The organism is Amycolatopsis solani, assembly GCF_033441515.1.
Lineage (GTDB): Bacteria > Actinomycetota > Actinomycetes > Mycobacteriales > Pseudonocardiaceae > Amycolatopsis > Amycolatopsis solani.
This window is the reverse complement of the sequence record NZ_JAWQJT010000001.1, coordinates 3,614,312-3,630,529: the sequence shown is the minus strand read 5'-3', so window position 1 is coordinate 3,630,529 and position 16,218 is coordinate 3,614,312. Positions and strand designations below refer to the sequence as shown.

The following is a 16,218-nucleotide window of genomic DNA, read 5'->3' as shown; positions in this document are numbered from 1 at the left end:
CACCACAGTGGTCCTTCGCGTGCGCACGCAGCACCCGACATGTTCGGCTGCCCAGTGTTGTGCGGCCTCCCAGATGACCGCGTCCGGTTTCCGAGCATCGTCGCTCGGCCGGTCCCACGCGGCATCTTGCACTTCGACAACAGCAACTGTTCTCGACTGACCATCGCGGTACCGGACCACTTCGTTAACCGGTTCAGCTCGAACCACACGATGGAGTGAGTACCGGTCGCGCCAACGCCTTGGGAGGCGGCCAGCCGTGACCCACCGTGCCAATTCCCTGCCCCCGTCCGGGGAGCAGTTCAGCAACGCCGAGGCCGAGGGCCTCTACCGGAGCGACTACGAACACGACGCCTGCGGTGTCGCCTTCGTCGCCGACCTGACCGGGCGGCGCGATCATGCGATCGTCGCCAAAGCCCTGGTCGCGTTGCGCAATCTCGAACACCGAGGGGCGCGGGGTGCCGAACCGGACACCGGGGACGGCGCGGGACTGCTCATCCAGGTCCCGGACGAGTTCTACCGCGAAGTCGTCGACTTCGAGCTGCCCGAGCCGGGCACCTACGCCGTCGGCACCGCTTTCCTGCCGCAGGACGAAAAACGCCGCGGCCGGGCCATGACGACCATCGAGCGCATCGCCGCCGAAGAGGACATGCGCGTCCTCGGCTGGCGCGAGCTGCCGGTGCACACCGAGCACTGCGGGCCGACCGCCGCCGAGACCATGCCGCACTTCACGCAGCTGTTCCTCGCCGCGCGCCGCCCGAAGCCGGAGCATTCGGACCCGCTGCACATCGAGCGCAGCGCCTTCTGCGTCCGCAAGCGCGCCGAGCACGAGCTCGTCGACGACGACGTGTACTTCCCGTCACTGTCGTCGCGCACGATCGTCTACAAAGGAATGCTCACCGAGCCGCAGGTCGAGCGCTTCTTCGCCGACCTCACCGACGAGCGCGTCACCAGCGCCATCGGCCTGGTGCACTCCCGCTTCTCCACCAACACCTTCCCATCGTGGCCGCTCGCGCACCCGTACCGGTACGTCGCGCACAACGGCGAGATCAACACCCTGCGCGGCAACCGCAACTGGATGGACGCCCGCGAGGCGCTGCTGGAGACCGACCTGGTCCCCGGCGACCTCAAGCGCATCTACCCGGTGATCACCCGCGGCGCCAGCGACTCGGCGTCGTTCGACGAGGTGCTCGAGCTGCTCCACCTCGGCGGCCGCTCGCTGCCGCACTCGGTCCTGATGATGATCCCGGAGGCCTGGGAGAACCACCAGGAGATGGACCCGGCCCGGCGCGCCTTCTACGAGTTCCACTCGACGCTGATGGAGCCGTGGGACGGCCCGGCGCTCGTCGCCTTCACCGACGGCTCCCAGATCGGCGCGGTGCTCGACCGCAACGGCCTGCGCCCCGGCCGGTACTGGGTGACCGACGACGGCCTCGTCGTGCTGGCCTCCGAGGTCGGCGTACTCGACATCGACCCGGCGACGATCGTCCGGAAGGGACGCCTCGAACCCGGCCGGATGTTCCTCGTGGACACCGCCGAGGGCCGGATCATCGAGGACGAAGAGATCAAGACCGAGCTGGCCACCGAGCACCCGTACGACGAGTGGGTCGAGGCCGGTCTCCTGCACCTGGAGGACCTGCCCGAGCGCGACCGCGAGGTCCCGCTGCACGCCGCGCTCGTGCGCCGCCAGCAGGCGTTCGGCTACACCGAGGAGGAGCTCGACTCGATCCTCGAGCCGATGGCCCGCACCGGCGCGGAGCCGATCGGCTCGATGGGCAACGACTCGCCGATCGCGACGCTGTCGAGCCGGCCGCGGCTGCTGTTCGACTACTTCATCCAGCTCTTCGCCCAGGTGACGAACCCGCCGCTGGACGCCATCCGCGAGGAGCTCGTCACCGCGCTCGGCACGCAGATCGGCGCCGAGCCGAACCTGCTCGTCGGCAACGCGGCGTCCTGCCGCCGGATCGCGCTGCCGTTCCCGGTGCTCGACAACGACCAGCTCGCCAAGCTGGTGCACGTCAACGACGACGGCGACCTGCCGGAGTTCCAGGCGGTCACCGTGCTCGGCCGCTACAACGTCCACGGCGGCGGCGAAGCGCTGATCCAGCGGCTCGACGAGATCCGCGCCGAGGTCTCCGAGGCGATCGAGGACGGCGCCCGGCTGATCGTGCTGTCCGACCGCGGCCTCGACGAGCACCACGCGCCGATCCCCTCGCTGCTGCTGACCGGCGCGGTGCACCACCACCTCGTCCGCGAGAAGACGCGTACGCAGGTCGGCCTCATCGTCGAGGCCGGCGACGCGCGCGAGGTGCACCACATCGCCCTGCTGGTCGGCTACGGCGTCGCCGCGGTGAACCCGTACCTCGCGATGGCGACCGTCGAGGAGCTGGCCCACCAGGGCAAGATCCCCGGTGTCACGCCGAAGGAAGCGACGTACAACCTGATCAAGGCGCTCGGCAAGGGCGTCCGCAAGACGATGTCCAAGATGGGCGTCTCGACCGTCGCGTCCTACACCGGCGCGCAGATCTTCGAGGCGATCGGGCTCGGCGAAGAAGTCATCGACGACTGCTTCACCGGCACGACGTCCCGCCTCGGCGGCGTCGGCTTCGAGACCCTCGCCGACGAGGTCGCGAAGCGGCACACCTATGCCTTCCCGGCCGACGGCGTCCGCGCGTCGCACCGCGAGCTCGAAACGGGCGCGGACTACCAGTGGCGCCGCGAGGGCGAGCCGCACCTGTTCAACCCGCAGACCGTCTTCAAGCTCCAGCACTCCACGCGGTCCGGGAAGTACGAGATCTTCAAGGAGTACACGAAGTCCGTCGACGACCAAGCCGAGAAGCTGCTGACGCTGCGCGGGCTGTTCGACTTCAAGTACGGCAAGCGCGCGCCGGTGCCGATCGACGAGGTCGAGCCGGTCTCGGAGATCGTCAAGCGGTTCGCCACCGGCGCCATCTCCTACGGCTCGATCTCGATGGAGATGCACCAGACCCTCGCCATCGCGATGAACCGCCTCGGTGGCAAGTCGAACACCGGTGAGGGCGGCGAAGACGCCGAGCGGCTGTACGACCCGGAGCGGCGCAGCGCCGTGAAGCAGGTCGCGTCCGGCCGGTTCGGCGTCACGAGCGAGTACCTCGTCAACGCCGACGACATCCAGATCAAGATGGCGCAGGGCGCGAAGCCCGGCGAGGGCGGGCAGCTGCCCGGCGCGAAGGTGTACCCGTGGATCGCGAAGACGCGGTTCTCGACGCCGGGCGTCGGGCTGATCTCACCGCCGCCGCACCACGACATCTACTCGATCGAGGACCTCGCCCAGCTGATCCACGACCTCAAGAACGCCAACCCGAACGCGCGCATCCACGTGAAGCTCGTGTCCGAGGTCGGCGTCGGCACGGTCGCGGCGGGCGTGTCCAAGGCGCACGCGGACGTCGTGCTCATCTCGGGCCACGACGGCGGGACGGGCGCGTCGCCGCTGTCGTCCATCAAGCACGCCGGTGGCCCGTGGGAGCTCGGCCTGGCCGAGACGCAGCAGACGCTGCTGGCCAACCGGCTGCGCGACCGGATCGTCGTGCAGACCGATGGCCAGCTCAAGACCGGCCGGGACGTCATCGTCGCGGCGCTGCTGGGCGCCGAGGAGTTCGGCTTCGCGACCGCGCCGCTGGTGGTGTCGGGCTGCATCATGATGCGCGTCTGCCACCTCGACACCTGCCCGGTGGGCGTCGCGACGCAGAACCCGAAGCTGCGCGAGAAGTTCAGCGGCAAGGCCGAATACGTCGTCAACTTCTTCGAGTTCATCGCCCAGGAAGTGCGCGAGTACCTGGCGGAGCTCGGTTTCCGGTCGATCGCCGAGGCGGTCGGGCACGCCGAGTTCCTCGACAAGCGCAAGGCCGTCGAGCACTGGAAGGCGGCCGGGCTGGACCTGTCGCCGATCTTCCACGTGCCCGACATGGCCCCGGCGGGCCTGCGGCTGCAGCAGACGCAGCAGGACCACGGGCTGGAGAAGGCGCTCGACAACACGCTGATCCAGCTGGCCGAAGGCGCGTTGAACTCCGGTGACAAGGTGCGGCTGGAACTGCCCGTCCGCAACGTGAACCGGACCGTCGGCACCATGCTCGGCTCGGAGCTGACCAAGCGGTGGGGCGGCGAAGGCCTGCCCGACGACACCATCGACGTCACCTTCACCGGGACCGCGGGCCAGTCGTTCGGCGCGTTCGTGCCGAAGGGCATCACGCTGCGGCTGATCGGCGACGGCAACGACTACGTCGGCAAGGGCCTCTCCGGCGGACGGCTGATCGTGCGGCCGTCGCCGGAGGCGAACTACGTCGCCGAAGAGCAGATCATCGCCGGCAACGTGATCGCCTACGGCGCCACCAGCGGCGAGATCTTCATCCGCGGCAAGGTCGGCGAGCGGTTCTGCGTGCGCAACTCGGGGGCGCTGGCCGTCGTCGAAGGCGTCGGCGACCACGGCGGCGAGTACATGACCGGCGGCCGGATGGTCGTGCTCGGCCCGATCGGGCGGAACTTCGCGGCCGGCATGTCCGGCGGCATCGCCTACGTGCTCGACCTGCCCGCGCACCGCGTCAACCCGGAGATGGTCGATCTCGACCCGCTCGACTCCGAGGACGCGGACTTCCTGCGCGAGACGCTGGAAAAGCACTACGACGAAACGGAATCCGCGGTCGCGCGGGAACTGCTGGCCGACTGGGACGCGGGTGTCGACCGCTTCGGGAAGGTCATGCCGAAGGACTACAAGCGCGTGCTCGCGGCGCAGGTGCAGGCCGAGCGGGACGGGCGCGACGTGAACGAGGCGATCATGGAGGCCGCACATGGCTGACCCCAAGGGCTTTCTGACCACCACGCGCGAAGAACCGAAGCGCCGTCCGGTCGACCTCCGGCTGATGGACTGGCGGGAGGTCTACGAGGACTTCGCGTCGACGAAGCTGGAGAAGCAGGCCGGCCGCTGCATGGACTGCGGCATCCCGTTCTGCCACCAGGGCTGCCCGCTCGGGAACCTCATCCCCGAGTGGAACACGCTGGTGTGGCGGGACGACTGGCGCCAGGCCATCGACCGGCTGCACGCGACGAACAACTTCCCGGAGTTCACCGGCACGCTGTGCCCGGCGCCCTGCGAAACCGCGTGCGTGCTCGGGATCAACGACGACCCGGTGACGATCAAGCGCGTCGAGATCTCCATCGTCGACCGCGCCTTCGAAGAGGGCTGGATCACGCCCGAGGTGCCCGCGGTGCGCACCGGCAAGAAGGTCGCGGTCGTGGGCTCCGGCCCGTCGGGACTCGCCGCGGCGCAGCAGCTCACGCGCGCGGGCCACAGCGTCGTGGTCTACGAGCGGGCCGACAAGATCGGCGGGCTGCTGCGCTACGGCATCCCCGAGTTCAAGATGGAGAAGTCCCGCCTCGACCGGCGGCTTGCGCAGATGGAAGCCGAGGGCACGGAGTTCCGGGCGTCGGTGAACGTCGGCGTCGACCTGCCGGTGGCCGACCTGCTGGCCCACGACGCCGTGGTGCTCGCCGGCGGGGCCACCGACTGGCGCGACCTCCCGATCCCGGGCCGCGAGCTCGACGGCATCCACCAGGCCATGGAGTTCCTGCCCCCGGCCAACCGGGTCGCTTCGGGCGAGCTGGAGAAGTCGCCGTTCGACGCGTCCGGCCTCGACGTCGTCGTGATCGGCGGCGGCGACACCGGCGCGGACTGCGTCGGGACGTCGCACCGCCAAGGCGCGCGGTCGGTGACGCAGCTGGAGATCATGCCGAAGCCGCCGGAGCTGCGGTCGGACGCCCACCCGTGGCCGACCTACCCGATGATCTACCGGGTGTCCTCGGCGCACGAAGAGGGCGGCGAGCGCCTGTACGCGGTGAACACGCAGGAGTTCCTGGGTGACGACACCGGCCGGGTCCGCGCTTTGAAGCTGGTCGAGGTGCGCAACGAGGGCGGCAAGTTCGTCCCCGTCGAGGGCTCCGAGCGTGAACTGCCCGCGCAGCTCGTCCTGCTGGCCATGGGCTTCCTCGGGCCGCAGAAGCAGGGCCTGCTCGAAGACCTCGGCGTCGAGCTCGACGGGCGCGGCAACGTGGTCCGCGACAAGGCGTTCAAGACGAGCCTCGACAACGTGTTCGTGGCCGGCGACATGGGCCGCGGCCAGTCCCTGATCGTGTGGGCGATCGCGGAGGGCCGCAGCGCCGCGGCCGGCGTCGACGCCCACCTGACCGGGCGGGACGTCCTGCCCGCCCCGATCGCGCCGACGGACCGGCCGATCGCGTAGAGCCCGGCGCCGGCGGAGGTGTCACTGTCGCCACCTCCGCCGGCGCTGTCCCACGCTCACCCGAAGTAGTGGCCCTCCTCGACGTCCTCGAGGAGGCCGGGCCGCGTCGGGCGCCAGCCGAGCTGCTCCTGCGTGCGCGCGCTGCTCGACGGCTGGTCGCCGGCCAGGATCAGGCCCAGGAAACCCATTTCCTCCGCCGTGACCGACGTCGGTGTCAGGTCGAGGCGGGCGCCGATCACCGCGGCGAGGTCGCGGATCGCCACGCCTTCGTCGCCGACCGCGTGCAGCACCGCGCCCGCCGGGGCCTGCTCCAGCGCCAGCCGGAACAGGTGCGCAGCGTCCACGACGTGCACCGCGGGCCAGCGCTGCGTCCCGTCGCCGACGTAGGCGGAGATTCCCTTTTCGCGGTCCTGGCCGATCAGCTGGGTGACGAAGCCGTGCCGGTCGCCCTCGCCGTGCACCGACCGCGGCAGCCGGACGACGGACGACCGCACCCCGCGCCCGGCCATGGCGACGACCGCACGGGCGATGTCGGTGCGGCCCGCGACCGGCCCCGTGCCGTCCGGGTCGTCGTCCTCCCGCGAAGGGCGCCCGGGCACGACGGGCGTCCCCGACGCGACCACGAAGGGCTTGCCGGCCAGCGCCGCGCCCATCGCTTCGACCGCGCGCCCGTCGGCCGCGATCGTTTCCTCGATCCGGCTGAAGTCGTGCCCGAAGGCGAGGTGGACGACGCCGTCGGCGTCCGCCGCGGCTTTCTCCAGGATTTCGAGGTCGGTCACGTCGCCGCGGAGCGCGTTCGCGCCCATGGCCTCGACCGCCGCCGCGGAGGCGTCCGACCTGGCCAGCCCGACGACCTCGTGACCCGCGCCGAGGAGCTCGGGGACGAGGGCCGAGCCGATCCAGCCCGACGCTCCGGTGACGAAAACACGCATGACGACCTCCGCGCAGTGATGACACTTGGTGCCATCAACCCTAGCACCGTGATGACACCGAGTGCCATCGCCTAAGCTGGGCCCATGAGCCGGTGGGAGCCCAACACGCGCGAGCGGCTGATGCGCGTGGCGGTGGAGGCGTTCCTCGAGCGGGGCTACGAGAGCGTCACCGTCGCCGAGATCACCGAGCGGGCCGGCCTGACCAAGCGCACGTTCTTCCGCCACTACGCCGACAAGCGCGAAGTGCTGTTCGCGGGTCAGGAGATCCTGAGCCGCCTCTTCTCCGACACGATCGCGGCCGCGCCCGCGGAAGCAACCCCGATCGAAGCGATCGCGGCGGCCCTGACGGCGACCGGCGAGGTGTTCGGACCGGAGCGACGCGAGTGGGCGCGAAAGGTCCGGGAAGTGGTGGCGGGACACCCCGATCTCCAGGAGCGGGAGCTGCTGAAGCGCGCGACGCTGACGGCCGCGATGGCCGGCGCGTTGCGCGACCGGGGCGTCCCGGACCCGGCAGCGAGCCTGGCGGCGGAGATCGGCGGCCTCGCGTTCACGACGGGCTTCACGCGGTGGGTCTCCCCGGACAACGAACGCGGCTTCGGCGAGCTTTCCCGCGAGGCGCTGGCGGAGCTGGTGTCGGCTACCGCTTCCCTCGCCTGAGTTCCCGGCTCGGCAAATGTCTTGAATGACTCATTCATGTCGTCTGACGACATGAATGAGTCATTCACGGCATCCGCCCCAGAGCTCCGGCAAAGTCGCCGGCCCCGGCTCGCTCACCGCTGGCAGGCAGGGTGGGCAGTCCGAGCGAGGTCGCGAATGAGTCATTGGCGGCTTCGGAGGTCCCGAATGAGTCATTCGCGACACCGCCTTCGGCAAGCCGCCGCTCGGTGCGCGGGAGGTGGCGGCCGGGGATCGGTGGCCCGAGCGTGGTGAACGGGTCGTTCATGACATCGCGGCGGATCCGGCCGATCGCGCACACGCGACTTTGCCAGGACCCTGGCATCCGCCCGGCACCCGTCGCCTCCAGTCCAGCGGGCGAGCCGGCGACCGCCGCAATGGTCGCGAATGAGTCATTCGCGACCTCCGTGGTCCCGAATGAGTCATTCGCGACCTTCACGCCCGCCGGTCGGCCGCTCAGCTGTCCAAGAGAGCACTTCCCAGCGGCGTCAGCGAATGCAGCACCGTGTTCCGCTCCCGGTGCGTGGTGATCAGCCCCGCGCGCCGCAGCACCGTCGTGTGCTTGCTGACCGCCGAAGGCGTGACCCCCAGCCGCGCCGCCAGTTCCGACGTCGAACAGCCGACCGCCAGGATCGTCAACGCCGCCGCGCGCGTCGGGCCCAGCAGGTCCGCCAGCGCGTTGCCCGGCGGCTTCCGGGTGGCGCCCACCCCCGCGGTGTGCGCCGCGTGGCGGACGCACGGGTAGTGCAGCCGGGGTACGCCGCCCGGTAGCGGCGGGACCAGGGCCGGTCCCACGGCAAAGTACGTCGGGACCAGCAGCAGGCCCGTGCCTTCCGAGGGGAGCGCGCCGGGGAGGCCGTCGTCGGTCTCCAGTACCGGTGCCGTCCAGCGGACCTTGGGGCGCAGGCCGGTCAGCAGCGCGTCGACGCCCCCGTGGAGCAGCACCTGCGTGCGCATGCCGAGGTCCGCGTCCACCTGCGCGCACACCAGGTCCCAGCCCGGGGCGAGCGCCAGGTCGTGGTAGTCCTGCATGGCCTGGACCAATCGGGGCAGGCCGGCGGTGTCGCCGTCGGCGAACGCGGCCGCCCACGACGGCAGGTCGCGGTCGGCCGGCGCGGTGCGCAGCGCGGCCTTGAGGCTCACCGGGTCCGCCTTCAGCACCGCCGCGAGCCCCGTTTCGAGGTCGTAGCGGCCCGCCGCGGGCACCAGGAACTCGGGAATCGGCGCGTCCGGGCGGCAGAGCCACATCAGCACCGCCGCGGAGTCCGGCAGGCCCTGCCAGACCCGGTAGCGCCAGCGGTTGAACGCCGCCGAAGCCGCGTTGCGTCCGCCGTCGCGCCGCTGCAGGACCTGCAGGCTGGCCGCCAGCTCGCCCATCGGGTCGGCCGCGGCGGCGAGCCCGACCCGGACGAGGTCCGGCAACGTCAGTTCGATGTGCACGATCCCCCCGGTCTCTGCCCCTCCATCGGGTGAAGATTCCGTTCCGTTACACATCTGACCTGCGTTTTTGCCCCTCCGGGAAATCTTCTCGACGGGGACGGACGGGCCCTGAATGATGGCTTCAGAGACCGCTTTCGGGGGTTCGCGGTCTCGGCGAGGGGGAATCGCCGGCACGTTTCCAGCGCCGGGCCGCGACGGCCTGGCGCCGGTTGCCGCGCGCCTTCGTCGTCAGCACACCGATGATCCGAAAAGGGGAACGATGACGAAGATGAAGCGCCTGATGGTGACGGTCGCCGCGACCGCGGGCCTGTTCGGCCTGGTCGCCGTGCCGCAGGCCGGCGCCGCGCCCGCCGACGGCAAGGGCACCGCGGTCACGTCGCTCGGCCAGCTCAAGCTGCGCCCGGCGAAGGTGGCCGGCGTCCAGCAGAAGAAGTCGACGAACACGATGGCCGCCGCGGCCGTCGACCCGGGCCCGTACATCATCGAGTCCGCGGCCTTCGGCCGTTGCTGGGACGCCGACCTGAACACCATCAACGCCAACGGCACGAAGGTCCAGCTGTGGGACTGCAACGACACCGCCGCCAACCAGGCGTGGTGGCTGACGCAGAACCCGGAGGGCTACTACCGGTTCCAGAACTACCAGAGCGGCCGCTACCTCGACGCCGACGCGAACTCGATCGGCAAGAACGGCACCAAGATCCAGCTCTGGGACTTCCAGGCCGGTGGCAAGAACCAGTGGTGGACCCTCGCCGAGATCCCCGAGGGCTACCTGCGCCAGCAGACCCCGGCCAGCCCGCGCTACCTGACCGCCGAGGGCACGGTGGGCGGCAACGGCACGAAGCTGCAGCTGTGGGACTTCATCGCGGGCGGCAAGTCCCAGTGGTGGTTCTGATCCGCTAGGCAGAGAACGCGGGCCCCGCTCGGGGCCCGCGTTTTCGCTTCCGCGTAGTACCTTTGCAGATCGGGAAGGTGCTGCGAAGGGATGGGCTTGGACCGGCACGAACGGCTCAGCGCACTGCTGGACATGGTGGGGCAGCGGGAAAAGATCGACGTCGAAGCCTCCGCGGAAGAGCTCGACGTCTCGCCCGCGACGATCCGGCGCGATCTGGACCACCTGGCCGGCCGCCAGCTGCTGACCCGCACCCGGGGCGGCGCGGTGGCCAGCAACGTGGCGTACGACTTGCCGCTGCGGCACAAGGCCGCGCGCAACGCCCCCGAAAAGCAGCGCATCAGCGCGGCCGCCGCGCGGATGGCCGAACGCGGCATGGTGATCGGCCTCAACGGCGGCACGACGAGCACCCAGGTCGCCCGCGCGCTCGCGCTGCGCCCGGAACCACCCGGGCGCGACGGCTCGCCCGCGCTGACGGTGGTGACCAACGCGCTCAACATCGCTCACGAGCTGGCCGTGCGCCCGCACATCAAGATCGTGGTGACCGGCGGCGTCGCCCGGCAGCACTCGTTCGAACTGACCGGGCCGCTGGCGAGCCTGTTCCTCGACCAGATCACGCTCGACCTGGTGTTCCTCGGCGTGGACGCGTTCGACGCCGAGCGCGGCGCGTACGCGCACCACGAAGGCGAGGCGAGCATCAACCGGCTGATGGCTTCGCGAGCGCGTCACGTGGTGGTGATCGCCGACAGCGGCAAGCTGGGCGGCCACGCCTTCGCCCGCATCTGCGACACGGCGATGGTCGACCGGCTCATCACGGACTCGGGCGCGGACCCCGCCCACATCGCGGCGTTCGAAGCGGCCGGGGTCGACGTCGTCCTGGCTTAGGAGTCGAGCAGGTCGAAGGCCAGCAATCCCGCACCGAGACGGCCGGCTTCGTCGCCCAGCTTCGCGATCCGCAACTCCGGCATCTTCTGGAACGTCAGGTGCGACGACAGCCATTCGCGCACCGGCTCCAGCACGTAGTCGGCCGCCGTGAACAGGCCGCCGCCCAGGACGATCACCTCCGGGCCGAGCAGCGTCAGCAGCGTCCGGATGCCGTGGCCGAGTCCGTCGAGGGCGTCCTGGACCACCGCCACCGCGACCTCGTCGCCGCCGCGGGCCAGCTCCACCACTTCGCGGGCGCCGTCGGCCGGGCGGCCGGTGCGGTCGGTGTAGCGGCGGGCGATCGCGGCCGCCGACGAGATCGCCTCCAGGCAGCCGGTCGCGCCGCAGCCGCACTTGCCGGGGTGGCCGACGTCGATGTGCCCGACCTCGCCCGCCTGCCCGTGCGCGCGGTGGATCCGGCCGTCGAGCAGCAGCGCGGCCGCGATCCCGGTGCCGACCGGGATGAACGCCGCGTTCGTCGCGCCCTGCCCGGCCCCGACCCGGAACTCCGCGATGCCGCCCGCGGTGACGTCGTGCCCGAACGCCACCGGCAGCCCGAGCCGCCCTTCCAGGAGCTCGCCGAAGTGCACTTCGCGCCAGTCGAGGTTGGCCGAGAAGTGGCAGATCCGGGTCTCCTCGTCGACGATCCCGGGCACCACGACACCGATGGCGTCAGGCTGCCCGGTGCCCGCCTGCTCCGCCAGCGCGGCCACGATGTCCACGACCTGCGCCGCCAGCGCCGTCCCGTCCGCGCTGCGCGCCGTCTCCGCCCGCAAGGCCGCTTGAGGCCGCAGCTGCTCGTCGAGCAACGCCGCCTTGATCGTCGTCCCGCCCACATCGAGGGCCGCCACCATTCGAGTCACCGCGGCATTGTCACATTGACGGGGCCCGAACGGCGGACCTACGCTCAACCGGCCAGACGAGGAGATTCCGGAACGCGGTGCAAGTCCGCGCGGTCGCGCCACTGTGACCCCCGCCCGGGGGAAGCCAGACCCGGATCCCTTCGTGCAGTCCCCGATGAGGCCGCGAAAGCCCGAGGAGGCCACTTCATGTCCCACACGGCAGCTCCCGCCGTACCGCTCCCGATCCGCATCCCGATCCGTGAGATCGTGCCCTGGGCGGTGTTCGTGGTGCTCCTCGCCTTGATCGCGCTCTACTTCGTCAGCGCCGAGCAGGGCGCGACCGCGGTCTTCGCGAACTCCTACGTCCACGAGTTCGTGCACGACGGCCGGCACCTGCTGGCCTTCCCCTGCCACTGATCGGCGGGCACGTACTCCCATGATGAAGACCCTGCTGGTCCGCGGCATGCTCGCGGGCCTGATCGCCGGCGTGCTCGCGTTCGGGTTCGCCTACGCCTTCGGTGAGCCGTCGGTGAACACCGCCATCGGCCTCGAAGAGTCCGGCGGTCACTCCCATTCCCACGACGCCGGCGCCTCGGCGCCCGCCGAAGAGCACGAACACGAAGAAGAGCTCGTCCCGCGGGACATCCAGAGCACCCTCGGGCTGCTCACCGGCGTCCTCGTCTACGGCGTCGCGATCGGCGGCCTGCTCTCGCTGGCTTTCGCGTTCGCCCAAGGACGGCTCGGCACCCTGCGCCCCCGCGTGACGGCGTTGCTGCTCACCACGGGCGCGTTCGCCGTGGTGTTCCTGGTGCCGTTCCTGAAGTACCCGGCCAACCCGCCCGCGGTGGGCCAGCCGGGCACGATCGGCTCGCGCACCGAGCTGTACTTCGGCTTCGTCGCGGTGTCCCTGCTCGTGGGCATCCTCGCCACGGTGTTCGGCCGCAAGCTGGCCGACCGCTTCGGCGCCTGGAACGGCTTCCTCCTCGCGGCGGCGGGCTACCTCGTCGTGATCGGCGTGGTGGCCTGGCTGATGCCGGCGGTCGACGAGGTGCCGGAGGGGTTCCCCGGCTCGACGTTGTGGAGCTTCCGCACGGCGTCGATCGGCACCCAGGTGACGCTGTGGCTGGCGCTGGGGCTCACGTTCGGCGCCTTCGCGGAGAAGGCGCTGAAGCGGCGGGTCGCGGTCGACGCCTGACTAGGGAGCGCCCGGCGGGACGAACGGAAGCCCGCCGGGGGCGCCCTGCTCCAGCAGCGTCCGCAGCACCCCGGTGTCCAGGTGCTCGTCGACGGCGTCGGCGAGCTTCTCGAGCATTTCCTCGCGCAGGGCACCGAATCCGGGCGCGTCCGGCGCCGCGGTCCACGTCACGCCGGCCTGGGCCGCCGCTTCGGTGAGCCACACGCGGCGGAAGGCGTCGTTCTCGAAGGCGCCGTGCCACATCGTGCCCCAGACGGCTCCGGCGCGCACACCGTCCAGAAAGGACTCCAGGTCCGGCGGCGCGGTCACCGAACCGTGGTGGATTTCGTAGGCGTGCACGGAGTTTCCCCGCCACTCACCGGCCGGCCGGGCGAGGACCTTCTCCGCGGCGAACGTCACCCGCGTCGGCAGCAGCCCGAGCCCGGGCACCGGTCCGGCGCCCGACTCGACGTCGTCCACAATGGACTCGGCGAGCATCTGGTACCCACCGCAGATGCCGAGCACCGGCCGTCCGGCCGCGGTGCGCGCCGCGACCGCCGTGTCCAGACCACGCTCGCGGAGCCAGGCGAGGTCGGCGACGGTGGCCCGCGAACCGGGCAGCACGACGACGTCCGCGGCCACGACCACGTCCGGGTCGGCGGTCAGCGTGACGGTGACGCCGGGTTCCGCGGCGAGCGCGTCGACGTCGGTGGCGTTGGACGCGCGCGGGAACCGGACGACGGCCACGCGCAGGCCACCGCCGTGGGCCTCCCGGCGCCAGCCCGCGGCCGCCAGCGCGTCCTCGGAGTCGATCCACACGCGGTCGAGCCAGGGCAGCACGCCCAGCACGGGCCGCCCGGTGACCTTCTCCAGGCTGTCCAGGCCCGGGCGCAGCAGGCCGACGTCGCCGCGGAACTTGTTGACCACCCAGCCCGCGACGAGCGCCTGGTCCTCGCCCGAGAGCAGCGCGAGGGTGCCGAACATCGCGGCCAGCACGCCACCGCGGTCGATGTCGCCGACGACCAGGACCGGCAGGCCGAACCGCCGCGCGAGCCCCATGTTGACGTAGTCGCCGCCGCGGAGGTTGATCTCCGCCGGGCTGCCGGCGCCCTCGCAGACGACGACGTCGTAGCGGGCGCTGAGGTCCTCGTACGCCCCGAAGGCGATCTCCGCGAGCCCGGCGCGTCCGGTGGCGTACTCGCCCGCTTCGAGCGTGCCGAACGGCTTCCCGAGCGCGACGACATGACTGCGCCGGTCGCTGCCGGGCTTGAGCAGCACGGGGTTCATCGCGGCCTCGGGCTCGGCCCCGGCGGCGCGGGCCTGCACCCACTGGGCCCGGCCGATCTCGGCACCGTCGCCGCAGACCATGGAGTTGTTGGACATGTTCTGGGCCTTGAACGGCGCCACGCGGACGCCGTGGCGCGCGAGCCACCGGCAGATCCCGGCCGTGACCAGGCTCTTGCCGGCGTCCGACGTCGTTCCGGCGACGAGGAGCCCGCTCATCGCGCCACCACCGCCGCGACCACCACGGCGGCCGCCCCGACCCGCCGGGACAGACGCACCGCGCGCCGCAGGTCGACCGGCTCCGGGTCGCGGCCCTCCCCCAGCCGGGCGCGGCTCTCGACCTCGCCGCCGTAGCTGTTCGTCCCGCCGAAGCGGATGTCCAGTGCGCCCGCGAAAGCCGCCTCGACCTGGCCCGCGTTCGGGCTGGGGTGCCGCGAACCGTCGCGGCGCCACACCCGCCACGACTCCCGCGCCCGGCCGCCCGCGCACACCGCCGTGAGCACCGCGCCGAGCCGCGACGGGACCAGGTTGACCACGTCGTCGGCCTTCGCCGCGGCCCAGCCGAAGTTCCGGTACCGCGCGGAGCGGTAGCCGACCATCGCGTCGAGCGTGTTGAGCGCCCGGTACCCGAGCAGGCCCGGCAGCCCGGCGACCGCGCCCCAGAACAGCGGCGCGACCACGGCATCCGACGTGTTCTCGGCGATCGACTCGGTGGCCGCGCGGGTAAGTTCGGCGGAGTCGAGCGTCGTCGCGTCGCGCGCGCAGAGGTGCGAGAGCCGCTGACGCGCTTCGGGCACTTCGCCCGCTTCGAGGAGTCTGGCCATCTCGGTGCCTTCGGCGGCGAGACCGCGTCCGCCGAGCACCACCCAGGTGGCCGCGGCGGTCAGTGCGAAGCGCGCGAAGGGGCGTCGCCGCGAAGCCGTCTGAAGCGCGACGCCCAGGCCTACCGCGGCGAAGGTGCACAACCCCGCGTACACGGCTCCGCGCGGCTTCGAGTCCGCCCACAGCCGGTGGTCCAGCCGGGCCGCGGCACTCCCGAACAGGGCGACCGGATGCCCCCGTCGGGGGTCACCGAACAGGGCGTCGGTTACATATCCGGTAACGAGTCCGGCCGCGGTTGTCCCTAGACGGAGTGGCACGTGGCGCACGGTAGCGCGTGCACCACAATGCCGGGTATGACCAAGCTGACCCACCGGCTCGCCGGGTACCTCGAGACCCTGGCGCGCGCACTACGCCGGTACGGCCGCGACGAAGGCAAGGTGCTGGTCCTCGGTGGCGTCCGCTCGGGGAAGTCACGGCACGCCGAGCGGCTCGTCGCCCGCCACCCGCACCTCGTCTACGTCGCGCCCGGCCTGCCCGCGGGCGACGACGACCCCGAATGGGCCGCGCGGGTGGCCGCGCACCAGGCGCGACGGCCGGCGCACTGGAAGACCGTCGAGACGACCGACCTCGCCGGCACCCTGCGCACGGCCACCGAGCCGCTGCTCATCGACTGCCTCGGCACCTGGCTGTCGCGCGTGCTCGACGAGATCGGCGCCTGGGACGGCAAGCGCGGCTGGGAGCACCGGCTGGACGACCGGCTCGAAGACTTCCTCGCCGCGTGGGCCGCGGCGCGGGTCCCGGTGGTCGCGGTCAGCAACGAGGTCGGCAGTGGTGTGGTGCCCGCAACGTCGTCCGGACGGCTGTTCCGTGATGTGCTGGGCGCACTCAACAACCGGGTGTCCGCCGACGCCGACCGGGTCGTGCTGGTCGTCGCGGGCCGGGCGCTCGACCTGTAACCGGAGGCCGC

At 71.5% G+C, this 16,218-nt stretch carries 13 protein-coding genes; 8 read left to right on the top strand and 5 right to left on the bottom strand.

The features are described from left to right. The first annotated feature begins 256 nt into the window (after positions 1–256). A complete protein-coding gene (gene gltB / locus SD460_RS17305; RefSeq protein WP_290052640.1) occupies positions 257–4,828 on the top strand; it encodes a glutamate synthase large subunit in 4,572 nt (1,523 codons plus the stop codon). Beyond that, entirely contained in the window at positions 4,821–6,269 is a 1,449-nt protein-coding gene (locus SD460_RS17300; protein ID WP_290052638.1) for a glutamate synthase subunit beta, read from the top strand. The genes gltB and SD460_RS17300 overlap by 8 nt, the downstream gene beginning before the upstream one ends. A gap of 56 nt (positions 6,270–6,325) precedes the next feature. Here SD460_RS17300 and SD460_RS17295 read toward each other — a convergent pair whose 3' ends face one another. Continuing rightward, the gene (locus SD460_RS17295; RefSeq protein WP_318306374.1) at positions 6,326–7,201 is read right to left on the bottom strand and encodes an SDR family oxidoreductase; all 876 of its coding nucleotides are present in this window, start codon (positions 7,199–7,201) and stop codon (positions 6,326–6,328) included. Between the two features lie 84 nt (positions 7,202–7,285). On the opposite strand from SD460_RS17295, the gene SD460_RS17290 reads away from it, so the two are divergent. Then, the gene (locus tag SD460_RS17290) at positions 7,286–7,858 is read left to right on the top strand and encodes a TetR/AcrR family transcriptional regulator (RefSeq protein WP_290052634.1); all 573 of its coding nucleotides are present in this window, start codon (positions 7,286–7,288) and stop codon (positions 7,856–7,858) included. A gap of 474 nt (positions 7,859–8,332) precedes the next feature. Here the strand turns inward: SD460_RS17290 and SD460_RS17285 are convergent, their stop codons facing one another. Continuing rightward, positions 8,333–9,316 (bottom strand): ArsR/SmtB family transcription factor, encoded by a 984-nt coding sequence (locus SD460_RS17285; protein ID WP_290052632.1) that lies wholly within the window; start codon positions 9,314–9,316, stop codon positions 8,333–8,335. A gap of 259 nt (positions 9,317–9,575) precedes the next feature. On the opposite strand from SD460_RS17285, the gene SD460_RS17280 reads away from it, so the two are divergent. Continuing rightward, entirely contained in the window at positions 9,576–10,208 is a 633-nt protein-coding gene (locus SD460_RS17280; RefSeq protein WP_318306373.1) for an RICIN domain-containing protein, read from the top strand. Between the two features lie 96 nt (positions 10,209–10,304). Beyond that, on the top strand, positions 10,305–11,090 hold the full coding sequence (locus SD460_RS17275; protein WP_290052744.1) for a DeoR/GlpR family DNA-binding transcription regulator: 786 nt from the start codon (positions 10,305–10,307) through the stop codon (positions 11,088–11,090). Here the strand turns inward: SD460_RS17275 and SD460_RS17270 are convergent. After that, positions 11,087–11,983 carry an ROK family protein gene (locus SD460_RS17270; protein ID WP_318306571.1) on the bottom strand — a complete coding sequence of 299 codons (897 nt, stop codon included), beginning with the start codon at positions 11,981–11,983 and terminating at the stop codon, positions 11,087–11,089. The genes SD460_RS17275 and SD460_RS17270 overlap by 4 nt on opposite strands. Positions 11,984–12,178: 195 nt before the next feature. Here SD460_RS17270 and SD460_RS17265 point away from each other — a divergent pair, with 195 nt between their 5' ends. Together SD460_RS17265 and SD460_RS17260 are read left to right on the top strand one after the other, a co-directional pair. Then, complete coding sequence (locus SD460_RS17265) at positions 12,179–12,388, top strand: CbtB domain-containing protein (protein WP_290052629.1); 210 nt, start codon at positions 12,179–12,181, stop codon at positions 12,386–12,388. A 19-nt stretch (positions 12,389–12,407) separates the two neighbouring features. After that, complete coding sequence (locus SD460_RS17260) at positions 12,408–13,166, top strand: CbtA family protein (protein ID WP_290052627.1); 759 nt, start codon at positions 12,408–12,410, stop codon at positions 13,164–13,166. Here SD460_RS17260 and SD460_RS17255 read toward each other — a convergent pair whose 3' ends face one another. Next, positions 13,167–14,648: a cobyric acid synthase gene (locus SD460_RS17255; RefSeq protein ID WP_290052625.1), complete on the bottom strand. Its 1,482-nt coding sequence runs from the start codon at positions 14,646–14,648 to the stop codon at positions 13,167–13,169. Beyond that, positions 14,645–15,568: a cobalamin biosynthesis protein gene (locus tag SD460_RS17250; RefSeq protein WP_290052623.1), complete on the bottom strand. Its 924-nt coding sequence runs from the start codon at positions 15,566–15,568 to the stop codon at positions 14,645–14,647. Before SD460_RS17250 ends, SD460_RS17255 begins: the two co-directional genes overlap by 4 nt. A gap of 36 nt (positions 15,569–15,604) precedes the next feature. Here SD460_RS17250 and SD460_RS17245 point away from each other — a divergent pair, with 36 nt between their 5' ends. Then, positions 15,605–16,207, top strand: coding sequence for a bifunctional adenosylcobinamide kinase/adenosylcobinamide-phosphate guanylyltransferase (locus SD460_RS17245; RefSeq protein WP_290052621.1), 603 nt, complete (start codon positions 15,605–15,607; stop codon positions 16,205–16,207). Positions 16,208–16,218 lie beyond the last annotated feature (11 nt).

Coding starts and splice junctions, on each gene's coding strand:
- SD460_RS17260 (WP_290052627.1), top strand. CDS start 12,408: ATGATGAAGACCCTGCTGGTCCGCGGCATGCTCGCGGGCCTGATCGCC.
- SD460_RS17280 (WP_318306373.1), top strand. CDS start 9,576: ATGACGAAGATGAAGCGCCTGATGGTGACGGTCGCCGCGACCGCGGGC.
- SD460_RS17245 (WP_290052621.1), top strand. CDS start 15,605: ATGACCAAGCTGACCCACCGGCTCGCCGGGTACCTCGAGACCCTGGCG.
- SD460_RS17265 (WP_290052629.1), top strand. CDS start 12,179: ATGTCCCACACGGCAGCTCCCGCCGTACCGCTCCCGATCCGCATCCCG.
- SD460_RS17300 (WP_290052638.1), top strand. CDS start 4,821: ATGGCTGACCCCAAGGGCTTTCTGACCACCACGCGCGAAGAACCGAAG.
- SD460_RS17255 (WP_290052625.1), bottom strand. CDS start 14,648: ATGAGCGGGCTCCTCGTCGCCGGAACGACGTCGGACGCCGGCAAGAGC.
- SD460_RS17290 (WP_290052634.1), top strand. CDS start 7,286: ATGAGCCGGTGGGAGCCCAACACGCGCGAGCGGCTGATGCGCGTGGCG.
- SD460_RS17295 (WP_318306374.1), bottom strand. CDS start 7,201: ATGCGTGTTTTCGTCACCGGAGCGTCGGGCTGGATCGGCTCGGCCCTC.
- SD460_RS17270 (WP_318306571.1), bottom strand. CDS start 11,983: ATGGTGGCGGCCCTCGATGTGGGCGGGACGACGATCAAGGCGGCGTTG.